This is a genomic window from Subtercola boreus (assembly GCF_003399645.1).
Taxonomy (GTDB): Bacteria; Actinomycetota; Actinomycetes; order Actinomycetales; family Microbacteriaceae; genus Subtercola; species Subtercola boreus_A.
In genome coordinates, this window is the sequence record NZ_NBXD01000014.1 from 34,158 (window position 1) to 49,234 (window position 15,077).

Sequence of the window (15,077 nt, forward strand, 5' to 3'; positions counted from 1 at the left end):
ATGCCTCGGACAGCCGTACTGACTAGGTTTGACCCATGGCAAGCAAAGCAGTGGTGCTCGACGTTCCCGGCCCGGAGGGCGACCGGCAGGTGCGCGTGTCGAGCCCGAGCCGCGTGCTGTGGCCGGAGCTGGGCATCACCAAGCTCGACCTGGCAAACTACATCATCGCGGTCGGCGACGCGTTCATCAATGCCAACGGCGGGCGCCCGCTTTCGCTCGAGAGGTTTCCCGAGGGAATCGAAGGCGAACGGTTCTATTCGAAGAACCCTCCGCGGGGAGCGCCCGACTATGTGCGCTCGGTGGTGGTGACGTACCCGAGCGCGCGGGCGCATCCGCAGCTCATCCTCGACGAACCGGCCGCGGCGGTCTGGGCCGTGCAGATGAACACCGTCGTGTTCCATCCGTGGGCGTCGCGGGCCGAAACGAGCGACTTCCCCGACCAATTGCGCATCGACCTCGACCCGCAGCCCGGCACCGACTTCGATGACGCCGTGCCGGCCGCGCTCGAACTGCGGAAGGTGCTCACGGAGGCCGGTCTCGAGGCGTTCATCAAGACATCCGGTAACCGTGGGTTGCACATCTTCGCGCCCATCGAGCCGAAGCACGAGTTTCTCGAGGTGCGGCACGCGGTCATCGCCGCCGCCCGCGAACTCGAACGCCGGATGCCCGAAAAGGTCACCACCGCCTGGTGGAAGGAGGAGCGCGGCACCCGCATCTTCGTCGACTTCAACCAAGCCAACCGCGACCGCACCATGGCCGGCGCCTACAGCCCGCGCGCCCTCGCCCACGCACCCGTCTCGACCCCCCTCGAGTGGAGCGAACTCGAGGGCGCCGACCCGCGTGCGTTCACGATCGGCACGGTTCCCGAGCGGCTTCGGATGATCGGAAACCCGTGGGAGCGGATGCACGAGAACCCCGGCACGATCGACACTCTTCTCGAGTGGTGGAAACGCGACCTGGCCGCGGGGCTCGGTGAGCTGCCCTTCCCGCCGGACTACCCGAAGATGCCGGGGGAGCCGCCGCGGGTTCAGCCGAGCCGGGCGAAGAAAGCCTGATCAGGGCGGCTTCAACCGTATTGTGCGCATCGACTTTCACCGTTGTGAGCATTTGTTCAGGAAGTCAACGTACTTTGGACGCTTCGCCCGGCTGACGGCCTCTGGTCGCGGGCGTTCGGTGAGATGGTTCGCGTCTTGCCTGTGATACCGACTGTCATCCGTCGCTCGCTCGTGCGCTCACCCCGCTCGCGCAGTGCCCTGTTCCGTGCCCTCTGCGGCTCTGAACCCCGGATGCGCGTGCCCCTCCCTGAGGCCGGCGCACGTCGGCCGACCATTGGAAGACATGCAGCCCGAACAGCCCGAAACATCCAGACGCTCAGCCCGCCGCGCACACGCTGCGTCGGCGAAGAACCCCGCATTCCCGGCCCGACAGGGTCACCCTGCCAGCACCGCTCCCGCCACGGCCGCATCCACCACCCCGCCGGACGCCGATGCGTTCCCCACCCGCCGGTCGCTCCGCACGCCGAACCGGCGTCACCGCAGCCGCACTGTGCTCGTGTCGACCGCGGTCGTGGCCACGGGCATCCTGATCGGCTCCGGGTTCGTCGTGCAGTCGACGGTGACGGCCAACCAGGTCGCGGCCGAGGCTGCAGCGTCGACCGCTCGCACGCAGGCCGATGTCATCGCGCGGGTCGCGCAGTCGAAGGTCGACGCAGACGCGCAGAACGCACTCACGAAGGCCAATGCGGTCGTCGACCAGTCCGCGGCCAAGGTCGATGCGACCCCGCTCATCGCCTCGATCGCCTCGCTGAACAACTACACCGAGCTCGATGCGCAGACCGTGACCGCGCTGACCACCCAGACGGAGTCGCAGGCGCAGACGATCGCTGCCGCCGCTGCGGAGGCCGACCGGGTTGCCGCTGAGGCCGCCGCCGCAGCCGCCGCGAAAGCCGCGGCCGACGCCGCTGCAGCCGCCGAAGCCGCAGCTGCCGCGCTCGCGGCAGGCAACACGGTCTCGGGGGCGAAGGCCACGGCCGAGAGCATCGCCTCCTCCGACTACGGCTGGGGTGCCAGCCAGTTCTCCTGCCTCGTCTCGCTCTGGGCGAAGGAGTCCGGATGGTCGTACCAGGCCTACAACGCGTCGAGCGGTGCCACGGGCATCCCGCAGGCCCTGCCCGGCAGCAAGATGGCGACCATCGCCGACGACTGGAAGACCAACGCCACGACCCAGATCAGGTGGGGCCTGGCCTACATCAACTCTTCCTATGGCAGTCCCTGCTCAGCATGGTCGCACTCGCAGTCGGTGAACTGGTACTGAGCCCCGGCCTACTCACCACCGAAACCCGTGAATCTGTCGATTCGACTGCCGGGGGCGACACCTTCCGGGGCTTCGACGAAAACGGCCCTCTGTACGCTGGCCGCATGGATCTGCGATTCAGCGGCGTGCTCTGGTACTGGCGCGGGCCGGCGCCGTACTACTTCGTGACGGTTCCGGTCGAGGAGTGTGAGGCGATCAGCATTGTCGCGGCCGTGGTGAGCTACGGGTGGGGGATGATTCCAGCGACCGTCCGCGTGGGCGACACCGTCGTCTCCACGTCCCTCTGGCCGAAGGATGGCGGCTACATCGTGCCGCTGAAGAAGCAGTTGCGCACGGCCGAGTTGCTCGAGTTGGGCGACGTCGTGAACGTTCGGGTGGGCATCCGCGTGTGAGTGAGGGCGGTGTGACGTTCGTTCGGCAGGCGTGCTGCCGATCATCCTGAACCGGGGGAGGCTACGGGCGCACCGTCTGGAGTTCGCTCATCTCCAGCCCGGGGGAGGCGGCAACGCGCATCGGCGGCGTGTAGGAGCGGAAGGCGGCGACGAGCTCGTCGATCGAGTCGGAGAAGCGCAGCATGGCGGTGTAGCGCGGGTGCGTGAAACCCCGATCGCGCATGGTCTCGACAAGCGTGATCAGTGGGTCGTAGTAGCCGGCCACGTTGAGAAAACCGCACGGTTTCTCGTGGATGCCGAGCTGGGCCCACGTCCACTGCTCGGTGATCTCCTCGAGGGTCCCGGGGCCGCCGGGAAGGGCGAGGAACGCATCTGACCTCTCGGCCATGACCATTTTGCGCTCGTGCATCGTCTCGACGATGACGAGTTCGGAGACGGTGTCGTGGATGATCTCCCGATCGTGCAGCGCCTGGGGAATCACGCCCGTGACATGACCGCCCGCGTCGAGGGCGGCGTCGGCCACGGCACCCATCAGTCCGACGTGGCCGCCGCCGTAGACGACGGCGATGCCCTGCAGCGCGAGGGTTTCGCCGACAGTGCGGGCGGCATCGACGTAGACGGGATCGTTGCCGGTGCTCGAGCCGCAGAACACGGCGACGGTGAACGGGCGGTCGGTGGATGTCATGGTGTGCCTCTTTCGGATGCCGTGGGCCAGGTCAGGGGGCACGGTTCTTCTCCAGTGAATCTGCCTCACGCGTGTTTCGCGCCGGTTACCGTGCGGGAAATTCCAGAGAGTTCGCGCCGGGTCAGACCAGGACCTCCGAGAGGTCGTAGGCGATCGGGCGGTCGAGCTGGTCGAAGGTGCACGAGCGGGCCTCGCGATCCGGCCGCCAGCGATCGAACTGCACGGTGTGGCGAAAGCGCGACCCCTCCATCTGGTCGTACCGCACCTCGACCACGAGTTCGGGGCGGAGTCGCACGAACGAGACATCCTTCGACCCCGAGAACCTGCTGCGATCGGTTTCGCCGCGCACCATCTCGCCGTCGGCATCCCGTTCGGCGTAAGGCGCGAGTTCGTCGATCAACTCGAGGCGGCGTGCATTGCTGAACGCGGAGGCGCCCCCGATGCCCTGCAGCTCTCCCTCGGCGGTGTACAACCCGAGCAGCAGGGACCCGACGCCCTGGCCGCTGGTGTGCATCCGGTACCCGATGACCACGACATCGGCGGAGCGGTGGTGTTTCGTCTTGAGCATGACGCGCTTGCCCGGGGCGTAGGGTGCGGCGAGCGGTTTGGAGACCACGCCGTCGAGGCCCGCGCCCTCGAACTCGACCAGCCAGCGGTTCGCTGTGGCCTCGTCGGTGGTCACCTGGCTGAGGTGCACCGGATGCTCGGTTCCTGCCAGCAGCGTCTCGAGCGCTTCCCGGCGCTCGCCGAAGGGCCGGGAAGCGTAGTCGTCATCGTCGATGGCGAGGAGGTCGAACGCGACGAACATCGCCGGAGTCTCGACGCTCAGCTTCGCCACCCGGCTGGCGGCGGGGTGGATGCGCTGCGACAGTGTCTCCCAGTCGAGCTTCTCGTGGCCGGGCTCGCCGGCGCGCACCACGATCTCTCCGTCGAGAACGCACGGCCTCGGCAACAGCGTCACGAACGCCTCGACGAGCTCGGGAAAGTAGCGGGTCAGCATTTTCGACCCGCGGCTGCCGATCTCGACCGTTTCGCCGTCGAAATAGATGATGGCGCGAAAGCCATCCCACTTGGGCTCGTAGCTCAGGCCGCCCTCCACCGAGTCGGCGGCCGGAATCGTCGCGACGGCCTTGGCGAGCATCGGAGTGAGGGCGTCTTCGGGGGAGTAGGGCATGCTCCGATCATGCAGCACGGCGGAGGGTTGCGACAGGGTGTTGCGGGCGCGCGGTCGACGGCTCGTACAATCGAACCGGTGGCTGATGCACTCGGCCACGGCGCCACAGGGCGCGCGAACGTGAGAGGTACGACACACATGGCAGGTAGTACGGGAACGAAATGTCCCGTCTGTGGCAAGTCCATAGGTGTCGGCCTGGTGTCGGGAACGTTGATCCAACACGAGAACAAGCACGGCGAGCGCTGCGAGGGCACCGGGAGGGCTCCCGTCGTGGCGGCTCCGCGGGTATCCGCGGCATCCGGGTCGAAGGCCCCCGCGCGCGCCCGCGCGTCGGCCGCCTCGACCGGTTCGTCGGGTGCGGGCGAGGCATACAAGCCGTCGACGGGCACGAGCGTGACGGGGGCACCGCCGGCTGCTGCGGGGTCCGCCGCGCGAACGGCACCCGCGGCGCGGCGCGGCGTCACCGTTCGAAAGGTCGAGGTTGATCCCGAGTGGCTGGCGGCGCGGGAGGCGAAGCAGGCGCGGTTGCGTGACGAGCGCGACGCGCGGGCGCGTGCCCGCAACGAGATCTACTCGACGGGACTCGACGAGGAGCCGGCGCATGTCGCCGAGCAGACCCCGGACATCCCGCAGGCCGACGGCGAGAAGTAGCACCCGTTATTCACCGACGCGGGGCTCTCAGAGTCGTAGTGTGAAGTCATGGAACTAGGCATTCACTTCGCGAACTTCACCCTCCCCGGCGGTCCGCAGGCCCTCGGCCCCGCGCTCGCAGCATCAGCAAAGGCTGCAGAGGAGGGCGGATGCTCGCTGTTCACCCTGATGGACCACTGGTTCCAGATGGAGAGCCTCGCCACGTCGTACGATCCGATGCTCGAGGGGTACACCTCGCTCGGGTTCCTCGCGGGGCAGACCTCGAGCATCCGTCTGGGTCTGCTTGTCACCGGCGTGACGTACCGCTACCCCGGGCTGCTCGCGAAGATCGTCACGACGCTCGACGTTCTCTCGCAGGGTCGCGCCATGCTCGGTCTCGGCGCCGCCTGGTACGAGCGCGAGCACCTCGGGCTCGGCGTGCCCTACCCCGCCATCAGCGAGCGGTTCGAGCGCCTCGAGGAGACGCTGCAGATCTGCGCGCAGATGTGGAGCGACAACGACGGCCCGTACGCCGGAAAGCACTACCAGCTGGCCGAGACGATCTGCGTGCCGCAGCCCATCCAGAAGCCCGGCCCGCCGGTGATGATCGGCGGCAGTGGCGAGAAGAAGACCCTGCGCCTCGTCGCGAAGTACGGCAACGCCTGCAATATCTTCGACCTCGGAGTGGAGGGCGTCGCCCACAAGCTCGACGTGCTCAAGGGGCACTGCGACACCGAGGGCACCGACTACGACGCTATCGAGAAGACGCTGATCACGTCGGCGGATCTGCTCGGAGACCCCGACGCATTCCTCGCGTCGATGGAGCAGTACGCCGCCATCGGCATCGACCTCGTGACGACAGGCCCTCGCGCCGACGACCCCGCGGCGTGGGTCTCCGAGGTGACGGCGGCGATCGTGCCGCGCCTCCGCGAGATCTGATCCGCGGCGCCAGACGAGACCGAGAAAACGCCGCGTTCTCGCGAGACGGCGTATCCCGCACTTCGTGTGCTCTGGCCGGGCCTTCTGAGCATCCGACCCCCGGGCGTCGGCGCGGGCGAGTAGGGTCGCGGTGAACGCACTACGGCGTGCCCCGCGGGGGCTAGCCACCTGAGACAGAGGAGTCCACCCATGCAAGCCATCAGCCCGTTTCTGTGGTTCGACGACCAGGCCGAGCAGGCCGCCGAGTTCTACGTGAGCATCTTCGACAATTCGCGCATCCTTAACGTGTCGCGCTATCCCGAAGGTTCGCCCTACCCGGCCGGCACCGCGATGGGCGTGAGTTTCGTGCTCGACGGGCTGGAGTTCCAGGCGCTGAATGCCGGTCCGCAGTTCCACTTCAGCGAGGCGATCTCGTTCTTCGTCTCGGCCGAGACGCAGGAGAAGATCAATCACCTCTGGGAGTCGCTGCTCGAGGGCGGCGGCACGGAGTCGCAGTGCGGTTGGCTGAAGGATCGCTTCGGCCTGTCGTGGCAGATCGTTCCGCCGGCGCTCGGTGAGCTGCTGGGCGACGCCGACCCCGAGAAGTCGCGCCGCACCATGGAGGCGATGATGACCATGCAGAAGATCGTCATCGCCGACCTGCAGCGCGCGCACGACGGCGAGTGACCGTCTAGTGGTCGAGCGGGCGCACTGAGCAGCCGATCATCCATTTCTCACCTGACATTCAGCAAAATGGGCAGGATTCGAGCCCGCGTCGCGTTGCACCCCTACGTAACGCAATCGAAGGGAACACCATGAAGGTCTGGTTCATCACCGGCACATCACGCGGATTCGGCCGCGAATGGGCGATCGCTGCCCTCGAGCGGGGCGACAGGGTCGCTGCTACCGCTCGCAACACCGACAGCCTCGACGACCTGGTCGAGAAGTACGGCGACAACATCCTCCCGATCTCGCTCGACGTCACCGATCGCGCTGCCGCGTTCGCCGCCGTCGCTGCTGCGCACGAGAAGTTCGGCCGGCTCGATGTCGTCATCAACAACGCCGGCTACGGGCACTTCGCCTTCGTCGAGGAGATCACCGAAGACGAGGCCCGCGCCCAGCTCGAGACCAACGTCTTCGGAGCGCTCTGGGTCACCCAGGCGGCGCTGCCCTTCCTGCGCGCTCAGAAGAGCGGTCACATCATCCAGGTCTCGTCCATCGGCGGTATCTCGGCCTTCCCGCTCGTCGGCATCTACCACGCGTCGAAGTGGGCGCTCGAAGGCTTCAGCCAGTCGCTCGCGCAGGAGGTCGCCGGCTTCGGCATCAAGGTCACGCTCGTCGAGCCGGGCGGATTCTCCACCGACTGGGCCGGGTCGTCGTCGTCGACCTCCGAGCCGCTCGCGGACTACGCCGAGCTGCACGAGCAGGTCGCCGAAGCGCGCAAGTCGCGAAACGCGACCCCCGGCGACCCGAATGCGTCTGCCGCCGCCATCCTGAGGATCGTGGATGCCGAGGAGCCGCCGCTGCGCGTCTTCTTCGGCTCGGGCCCGCTCGGCATCGCGAAGGCCGACTACGCCTCGCGTATCGAGACGTGGGAGAAGTGGAACGATGTGTCGGTACTCGCCCAGGGCGGCGCCGCGTAACATCCGCCCCTGCGGGCTCGCGTCTGACGGAACGGACACGACTTGGGCACTCCGCCGCGCTCTGTGGCGGGGTGTGCCGGAGTCGTGTCCGTTCGTCGTGGCGGCCGCACCCGGTTGTCGTGGTGGCCGCACCCGTTTGTCGCAAAAGCACCCAAACCGCACAGTTTGGGTGCTTTTGCGCAAGAGGGGTGGTGGTGCGGGGCCGGGACGCGGGGGGCGGGCCGGGACGCGGGGGCGGTGTGGCGCGGGTGGCAGGCACCGGTGATCGTGCTGCGGGCGGGCTCCGGTGGTCGTGCTGCGGGCGGGCTCCGGATGCTCGGCTAGCCTTGGTGCATGGCGACCCCCGACTTCGTGCTGGCGCTGCGAGAGAAGATCGGGCACGACCCGATCTGGCTCGTCGGCACCACCGCCGTGCTCACCCGCGGCTCCGAGATCCTGCTCGTGAAGCGCGCCGACAGCGGCGCCTGGACCCCGGTCACCGGCATCATCGACCCCCGCGAGGAGCCGGCCGACGCCGCCGCCCGCGAGACTCTCGAAGAGGCCGATGTAGTCGCCGTCGCCGAGCGACTGGCATGGGTGCACACGATCCCGCGTGTGACGTATCCGAACGGCGACCAGGCCGACTACCTCGACTTCACATTCCGCATGCGGTACGTGTCGGGCGAACCGTACCCCGCCGACGGTGAGAACACCGAGGCCCGGTGGTTCGAGCTCGACGCACTTCCACCGCTCTCGGAGGCGATGCGCGAGCGCATCGACCATGCCCTCGCCGACGAGGTCGCAACCGAGTTCGTTCGCGCATCCTGAGTTGCGGCCCGCCGGTGCGCCCACTCTGCGCGGGTCGGCGGCGAATGCCCGCGCTCACCGGCGGGCAGCGCCCTCGCCGAGCACCTCGCGCGAGATGCGCTCGGGACGGAAACCGTACCCCACGACGCGGGCGGCGATCGGGCGGATGATCGGGATCGCAACACGCAACGCCACCCGCTGCCTGCGCGTGGGCGGGTTCTGCAACACCCGCTTGCCCGCACCCGTGCCGATGATCCGGTGCACCGACCGTTGCAGCCGCTGCATCAAGGCCGTCGGCCCCTCGCGGCGACGCTGCACGGCGCGGGTGGCGGCGTCGATGGCCTTGGGTGAGCCGCCCGCGCGCAGAACGGGCACCAGCAGATTCGCGGTTGCGACGGCATCCTGCACTGCGTAGTTGATACCCACGCCGAAAACCGGCGACATCGCGTGCGCCGCATCGCCGATGCACAGAGCGCCCGGCGCCGACCACGTCTTCAGCCGATTGATCCGCACCGACAGCAGCTTCACGTCGTCGATCGAGGCGAGACTGGAGACGGATGTCGCGAGCCGCGGTGCAGCGACGGCGATGCGCTGGCGAAAGGCCTCGATGCCATCGCGCCGAAGCCCGGCGAACGACCCCTTCGGCACCAGCAGTCCACACTGCAGGTACTCGGGTCGCGGAATCGTGACGATGAACGCTGAATCGCTCAGGTACCCGAGGGTGTCGGGCGCACTACCGGATGGGCGGTCGAGGCGGAACCACGTGACATCCACCGGTACGCCGAACTCTCTCCCGGCCAGATCGAGAGCCTTCCGCACGATCGAGTCGCGCCCGTCGGCGGCTACGGTGAGTTCGGCGTCGATCCGCAGCAGCCCGCCGGCCGTCTGTGCGAGCACACCCGTGACGCGGCCGCCGGCGCCGTCGCGCACGACATCGACGACCTCGTAGCCCATCCGCAGCTCGAAGTGCGGTGAGCGGGCCCCCTCGATGGCGAGGAGCTTCAGCAGGTCCCACTGCGGCATAAGGGTGATGGCTCGGTTCGGTGCCGGCAGCGAGGCGAAATTGATCGCGTGCAGCCGGACTCCGTTGACCACCGCGTCGAGACGGGGAAGCAGAGCATGCCCAATGGCGTCGAACTCCGCGCGGATGCCCAGCTGGTCGATCAGGTTCAGTGTCGACGGGTGCACCGTGTCGCCACGAAAGTCACGGAAGAAGTCGGAGTGCTTCTCGAGCACCAGCACGTCGATTCCCGCCCGCGCGAGCAGCAGCCCGAGCATGACGCCCGCAGGCCCGCCTCCCGCAACGCACACCCGCGTCGAGATGCTGTCAGTCGTGCTCGGTGAGTCGCCACTCGGCATCGTCATGACGCCATTCTGGCCCGCCGCGCGGTGCGAGACCAGAGGGTCGGGGCTCGGGATGATCGCCGACGGGGGGCTGCGGGTACGGGCGGAGCCGACCGTGCCGCTCACGGCCTGAGTCGACCGTGCCGCTCACGACCCGAGGATCGACTCCGCGATGCGTGTGCGGTTGGTGCCGGTGATTCGTCCGACCGTGAGCTGACGGCGGATCTCATCTCTCAGGGCGGTCGATTCCTCATCCGTCAGGGACTGGGCATCGACGGCCGCGCGGGCCGTCAGCAGCCCCTGGTACTGCTCGAAGGTGCTCCTCGATCCACCGATCGACTCGACCAGCATCTCGAGGCTTCCGAGATCGGGGCGCTTCTGGGTGATCGCCAGCGCGGTGATCCGTTTGTCCTCGCTGTGGTCGCCGTACAGCTTCTTCACGTCGGCGCGGCGAAGCGAGGGTCGCTTCGCGAGTGCGTGGCCGCGATTCAGGGCGGCCTGAATCTCGGGGGTGGGTGCGTTCTCGGTGGTGAGCTGTGCGCTCGCGCTTCCGTGGGGTTGCTGCGCGCCAACGCCGTCGCGCCTGTGGTCGTCTTCGCTGACTGGCGCAGCGGGTCGGGGCACCGGGGCGCGGCCGGAGGCCTCATTCTGACGCCGTCCATCGGCGTGTACCGGGGAGTTCGCGACGCGATCGCCGAAGAACCCCAGAACGACGAGCACCACGCCGGCGCCGATCAGCGCGGCCGTGCCGCCAGCATTCGTCGAGACGAAGACCGCGACCGCACCCGCCGCGAGGAGGGCCACGCCGACGACGATCAACCCGGTGGTGCCGAGACGAGCGGCGGTAGTTCGCCACCGGGCAGAGGTCGTGGTGTTCACCCGCTCAGGCTATCCGCGCCTGGGAGGCGCCGCGGCGAAAGGTCATCGCGGCGGCGGGGGTGTTGGGGTGGTGGGGGTGGGGGATGCGAGCGGCGGCATGTCGGCGCGCAAGCGACGAGACCTGCCGAGAGTTCGCCGCGTGTCTTCCGCGAAGAGCCCGAGCACCGCGGGGTCCCATCCGCCCTCGCCCATCGCCCATCGCCCATCGCCCATCGACCGCCACCGCCACCGCCACCGGCATGCTAGGTTGTGCGAATTCGATGGATTCGCCCCGGGGTGGCGACTCGGGGGAGACAAGCTGTGCTGAAACGCGTTCTGGCCTCAGGTGCGGCCCTCTTGTTGGTCGCCGGTCTCACCGTGACCCTCGCGCCCACCGCACAGGCCGCCGTGACCCAGCCGCCCACCGCTACGGCGGCGCCCCCCACCCCGGCGGCCTCCGCTCCGCAGCAGGCGCCGGCTCCGACCGCGGACACCCCCGACCCCACCACCCTCCCCGCTGCAGCAGCGGCCCCTTTCACGCTCAACGGCCACATCGATCTCGGCTCGGCCGGGCATCCTGCAGGCCCCACCGACGTCGTCATCACCATCTGGGGCTGGACGAGTATCGAGGGCGGCTACTGGCTGCACTACAACTCCGAGTTGCGTCCCGACGCCGCGGGCAACTTCACCCTAGGCTCCGCCCTTCCCGACGTCGTGCTGCAGTACGACTACGTCGGTGCGGGCAACTTCGTCAGCGCCTACACCAGCGATTTCAAACAGCGTCCCCTCGCCAGTGAGCCCGGTGTCATCCACCTGACCGCACCCGTCACCAGCCTGAACTCGACCCTCGGTGTCGGCGCCACGATCGCCGGCAGCGTCACCGACACGGTGCACAGCCTGACCGACGGCCTCACGGCGCTCGCCGTCCCATCCTCCGGCACCCGGACGACTCCGCGGTACGTCTCCACGAAGGTGAAGAGCGACGGGACCTACGTGCTCACGGGTCTGCCCGCCGGCACCTACACCGTCGAGTTCTCAGGCAACGACGTGCGGGGCAGCAACTTCTGGCAGTTGTGGAAGGGAACCCCGGCGCATCCGGAGGGTGTCTCGATCACTCTCGCCACCGGCGGCCGCGCCGACCTCACGCTCGAGACCGTCAAGCTCCAGGGCCGTATCGCCGGGTACGTCGACTGCGGCCAGGACTGCCTCACCGCGAACAGGTCGAAACTCACCCTGCAGGCCTTCGATCCGGTCACCTCCACCTGGGTCACGCAGCTGGATCCGAATCTGACCCGGTCGTCGGAAGACCCTCGTGTCGCCTACGAGTTCCCGCGGCTGCTTCCCGGCACGTACCGACTGGCCGTCGACTACCTGCTCCAGGGCGACTACGACGACCTGCTCACCGCACCGTTCACCCTGAACCCGGGGGAGAACAGGAGCGCCTCGCTCGTCCTAGTCAAGCACGCCATTCCATCGGCCGGTGTCTCACCCGCGGTGAGCTCCTTCGTCACCGCGCTCTACATGGACTACCTCAACCGGCGCCCCAGCTCGGCGGATGTCGCGTGGTGGGGCGGCAAGCTCGCCGCGGGCGCCCCACGTTCCGCTGTCACCGCGGGTTTTGTCAACAGCGACGAGTACCGGTTGATCCGCATCGACGCCGCCTACAACACCGTGCTGGGACGGGCACCGGATGCTGGCGGCCGCCAGTCGTGGCTCACGGCCATGCAGGCCGGCGCGATCACGACCGACGACATCGAGCGCTCGTTCTACGCGTCGTGGGAGTATTTCACGCGGAAGGGCGGTACCGACAAGACATGGGCCGCCGCCCTGTACAGCACTCTGCTCGGGCGTTCAGGATCGGACACGGACTACACGTTCTGGGCGAACCTCGCCGCCCAGCACGGCCGCGACTGGGTGATCACCCAGTTCTGGATCAGTCCCGAAACGATCGCCGCCGGCTGAGCGCGATGTACAGCCGCTATCTCAACCGCCAACCCGACGCCCCCGGCCTCAGGCTGGGTCGGTGTCGCGCTTGCCCTGGGGGATTCGGGACTCCGCTCGGCGCTGACGAGCAGCGACGAGTACTTCGCCAAGGCGTCGGTGCGCTTCCCGGCTGTGTAGGGCCCCACATGACCGGCCCCCGCCTGGCCCGGGCGCCCTGCGCGACGGAGGTTCAGCATCCGTTCACCGAGCCCTCACCTGCCACGGCCCCTCAGGCCCGGCGCCCGGCGCCGCGCCTGCCTACTATCGGAGGCATGCCGCACGCGACCGAACGTGACATCCCGCTGCCCGACTCGATCCTGCGTGCTCTCTGGCGCGCCGTCGAGGTGTACGTATTCGTCGTGCTGATCGTGAAGGATAGGCGGGTGCCCGCCTGGAACGGTGCGATTCCGGATGCCCGGCCACCCGCCGATGTCAGTGCACCGTCACCGTTCCGCACCCTCCTGGCCCGACAATAGAGGGATGGGCGAGACTCAACACCGCATCTTCGCCACTCCTTTTGCCGCCATCCACCCCCTCTACGTGAGGAAGGTCGAGCGCAAGGGTCACACCCGCGCCGAGGTCGACGAGGTCATCGGCTGGCTCACGGGCTACGACGAGCTCGGCCTCGCACTGGCTGTCGCTGAAGGAGTCGATCTCGAGACCTTCTTCGCCCGGGCACCCGCCGTCAATCCGAATGCGACGCTCATCACCGGACTGATCTGCGGAATCCGGGTCGAGCAGGTCGAAGACCCCCTGATGCAGAAGATCCGCTACGTGGACAAGCTCGTCGACGAGGTTTCGCGCGGCAAGAAGATGTCTTCGATTCTGCGCGCCTGAGCCGAGTATGCGAACAGGGGCGCGTTGCCAGACACGCTCTGTTTCCGTGCCGGCAACGTCACTGAAGTCGATCTCGATTCACACCAGCCCAAGCTCCCGCAGGCTCTCCGCCGTCTCCACGATCGTCTCCTCCACAGCCCGCGGACGAAACCCGAGTTCGCGCTTCGCCCGGTCGTTGTGGATGACCAGCGGCGTCGGCTCGTCCCCGGGCGCCTCCACGGTCGGCACGGCGTCAGCGAACGCTCCCAGCCGCTCCCGCAGCACCCGCGCCACGTCGAGGAACGACAGTGTCGGACCGTCGGCCAGTGCGAGATACCGTCGCCCCGCAGCATCCGGAGCCTGCATCGCGGCGATGTGCAGCCAGGCGACGTCGCGCACATCCGCAATGCCGAAGAGCTGGCGGGGTGTCGCCGTCATCGAGCCGTCGAGCATCGCGGTGAACACCTGCAGCGACGAACGTGCGTCGACGGTGAGGGTGGGGCCGGCGATCCACGTCGGGTTGATCACGACCAGCGAGGTGTCGCCGCCCTCCCGCTCGATGAAGTCCCACGCCGCACGCTCGGCGACCGCCTTCGACAGTGGATACGCGGCCAGTCCGGGCGTCGCCGGATCGGTGAAGTCGTCTTCGTCGTAGTCGCGCACGGGCTTGGGGGAGTACCCGACCGCGGCGAACGATGACGTGAGCACCACGCGGGGCACACTCGCATCCCGCGCCGCCCGCAGCACGCGCAACGCCCCGTCGCGGGCCGGAACGACCACCTCGTCGGGCGTCGTTCCGAGGATCATCGGCGACGCCAGGTGGTAGACACCCTCCATGCCGTCGGCGGCGGATGCCCAGCCCTCGTCTTCGGTGAGGCTGGCGTGCACGATCTGCAGGAAGCGGTGGTCGTCGGCGTGATCACGGGGGTGATCGGTGGCGTGATCATCGGGATTCCGGCGACCGTCGCGAGCAACAGTCTCGGCGCCGCGATCGACAACCAGGCCACGTGCGACAACCCGCAGGAGCTCACCCTGCTCAGGGGTGACACGATCCAGGCGACAGGCGAATATCTGATCTACCCGATGCCGGACGGGCCGTTCAGGTACCCGCCCGGGCAACTTGTCGACGGAACCCGCTCGACCGCCTGGGTGGCCAAGGAGACCGACGATCAAGGCGTCGGGTCGACGGTCACTCTGACCCTGCCCGATGAGACGGATGTCCGGCTCATCTGTGTTCTGAACGGATACGCGAAAGGCGCGGACTACGAGATGAACGCCAGCGTGCAGGTGGTCAAGGTGGTGACGGATCGCGGCGAACGCGACGCCACCCTTCCTCCCCTTGACGCCGCGAACGCGTTCACCTACCAGCCTCTGGCGTTCGCGCCGGGCAAGACCAGAACGATCACCTTGACGGTGCTCGTGGTCGATCCGCCCGCGCATCCGGATCCCGCCGAGGGACCCGTCTCGGCGACGATGAGCGAAGTCGAGGTATGGACCAGCTCAGGTGGTCGACTTCCGTTCCTGTGAGGCGCCGC

17 protein-coding genes are annotated in these 15,077 nt (G+C 68.2%); 12 read left to right on the forward strand and 5 right to left on the reverse strand.

The features are described from left to right. Positions 1-35 precede the first annotated feature (35 nt). From ligD to B7R24_RS06320, 3 genes are all read left to right on the forward strand, one after another. Entirely contained in the window at positions 36-1,055 is a 1,020-nt protein-coding gene (gene ligD, locus B7R24_RS06310) for a non-homologous end-joining DNA ligase (RefSeq protein ID WP_116418133.1), read from the forward strand. 283 nt (positions 1,056-1,338) lie between these two features. Further along, positions 1,339-2,313, forward strand: a complete 975-nt coding sequence (locus B7R24_RS17745; protein WP_216363631.1) for a phospholipase — start codon at positions 1,339-1,341, stop codon at positions 2,311-2,313. A 104-nt stretch (positions 2,314-2,417) separates the two neighbouring features. After that, positions 2,418-2,705, forward strand: coding sequence for a DUF1905 domain-containing protein (locus B7R24_RS06320; RefSeq protein ID WP_116418134.1), 288 nt, complete (start codon positions 2,418-2,420; stop codon positions 2,703-2,705). A 61-nt stretch (positions 2,706-2,766) separates the two neighbouring features. Here B7R24_RS06320 and B7R24_RS06325 read toward each other — a convergent pair whose 3' ends face one another. Together B7R24_RS06325 and B7R24_RS06330 are read right to left on the reverse strand one after the other, a co-directional pair. Next, on the reverse strand, positions 2,767-3,390 hold the full coding sequence (locus B7R24_RS06325; protein WP_116418135.1) for a TIGR00730 family Rossman fold protein: 624 nt from the start codon (positions 3,388-3,390) through the stop codon (positions 2,767-2,769). 121 nt (positions 3,391-3,511) lie between these two features. Next, positions 3,512-4,564 carry an ATP-dependent DNA ligase gene (locus B7R24_RS06330; protein WP_116418136.1) on the reverse strand — a complete coding sequence of 351 codons (1,053 nt, stop codon included), beginning with the start codon at positions 4,562-4,564 and terminating at the stop codon, positions 3,512-3,514. Between the two features lie 198 nt (positions 4,565-4,762). On the opposite strand from B7R24_RS06330, the gene B7R24_RS06335 reads away from it, so the two are divergent. The 5 genes from B7R24_RS06335 (at position 4,763) to B7R24_RS06355 (ending at position 8,562) form a co-directional block, all read left to right on the forward strand. Further along, positions 4,763-5,215 carry a hypothetical protein gene (locus B7R24_RS06335; RefSeq protein ID WP_116418137.1) on the forward strand — a complete coding sequence of 151 codons (453 nt, stop codon included), beginning with the start codon at positions 4,763-4,765 and terminating at the stop codon, positions 5,213-5,215. 48 nt (positions 5,216-5,263) lie between these two features. Beyond that, positions 5,264-6,133 carry an LLM class F420-dependent oxidoreductase gene (locus tag B7R24_RS06340; RefSeq protein WP_116418138.1) on the forward strand — a complete coding sequence of 290 codons (870 nt, stop codon included), beginning with the start codon at positions 5,264-5,266 and terminating at the stop codon, positions 6,131-6,133. Between the two features lie 189 nt (positions 6,134-6,322). After that, a complete protein-coding gene (locus tag B7R24_RS06345) occupies positions 6,323-6,799 on the forward strand; it encodes a VOC family protein (RefSeq protein WP_116418139.1) in 477 nt (158 codons plus the stop codon). 128 nt (positions 6,800-6,927) lie between these two features. Further along, positions 6,928-7,755, forward strand: coding sequence for an SDR family oxidoreductase (locus tag B7R24_RS06350; protein WP_116418140.1), 828 nt, complete (start codon positions 6,928-6,930; stop codon positions 7,753-7,755). A gap of 333 nt (positions 7,756-8,088) precedes the next feature. Then, complete coding sequence (locus B7R24_RS06355; RefSeq protein WP_116418141.1) at positions 8,089-8,562, forward strand: NUDIX hydrolase; 474 nt, start codon at positions 8,089-8,091, stop codon at positions 8,560-8,562. Positions 8,563-8,616: 54 nt separating this feature from the next. Here B7R24_RS06355 and B7R24_RS06360 read toward each other — a convergent pair whose 3' ends face one another. Together B7R24_RS06360 and B7R24_RS06365 are read right to left on the reverse strand one after the other, a co-directional pair. After that, positions 8,617-10,011 carry an FAD-dependent oxidoreductase gene (locus B7R24_RS06360; RefSeq protein WP_253259306.1) on the reverse strand — a complete coding sequence of 465 codons (1,395 nt, stop codon included), beginning with the start codon at positions 10,009-10,011 and terminating at the stop codon, positions 8,617-8,619. A gap of 21 nt (positions 10,012-10,032) precedes the next feature. Further along, positions 10,033-10,764: a hypothetical protein gene (locus tag B7R24_RS06365; protein ID WP_116418142.1), complete on the reverse strand. Its 732-nt coding sequence runs from the start codon at positions 10,762-10,764 to the stop codon at positions 10,033-10,035. A gap of 300 nt (positions 10,765-11,064) precedes the next feature. Between B7R24_RS06365 and B7R24_RS06370 the strand changes: the two genes are divergently transcribed. From B7R24_RS06370 to B7R24_RS06380, 3 genes are all read left to right on the forward strand, one after another. After that, positions 11,065-12,705, forward strand: a complete 1,641-nt coding sequence (locus B7R24_RS06370; RefSeq protein WP_116418143.1) for a DUF4214 domain-containing protein — start codon at positions 11,065-11,067, stop codon at positions 12,703-12,705. Positions 12,706-12,998: 293 nt separating this feature from the next. Further along, a complete protein-coding gene (locus tag B7R24_RS06375) occupies positions 12,999-13,202 on the forward strand; it encodes a hypothetical protein (protein ID WP_116418144.1) in 204 nt (67 codons plus the stop codon). Positions 13,203-13,206: 4 nt separating this feature from the next. Next, complete coding sequence (locus B7R24_RS06380; protein WP_116418145.1) at positions 13,207-13,563, forward strand: DUF2200 domain-containing protein; 357 nt, start codon at positions 13,207-13,209, stop codon at positions 13,561-13,563. A gap of 78 nt (positions 13,564-13,641) precedes the next feature. On the opposite strand, the gene B7R24_RS06385 is transcribed toward B7R24_RS06380, so the two are convergent. Then, the gene (locus B7R24_RS06385) at positions 13,642-14,544 is read right to left on the reverse strand and encodes an NAD-dependent epimerase/dehydratase family protein (protein WP_253259335.1); all 903 of its coding nucleotides are present in this window, start codon (positions 14,542-14,544) and stop codon (positions 13,642-13,644) included. On the opposite strand from B7R24_RS06385, the gene B7R24_RS18000 reads away from it, so the two are divergent. Then, complete coding sequence (locus B7R24_RS18000; RefSeq protein WP_253259349.1) at positions 14,425-15,069, forward strand: NADase-type glycan-binding domain-containing protein; 645 nt, start codon at positions 14,425-14,427, stop codon at positions 15,067-15,069. The genes B7R24_RS06385 and B7R24_RS18000 overlap by 120 nt on opposite strands. Positions 15,070-15,077: the final 8 nt, after the last annotated feature.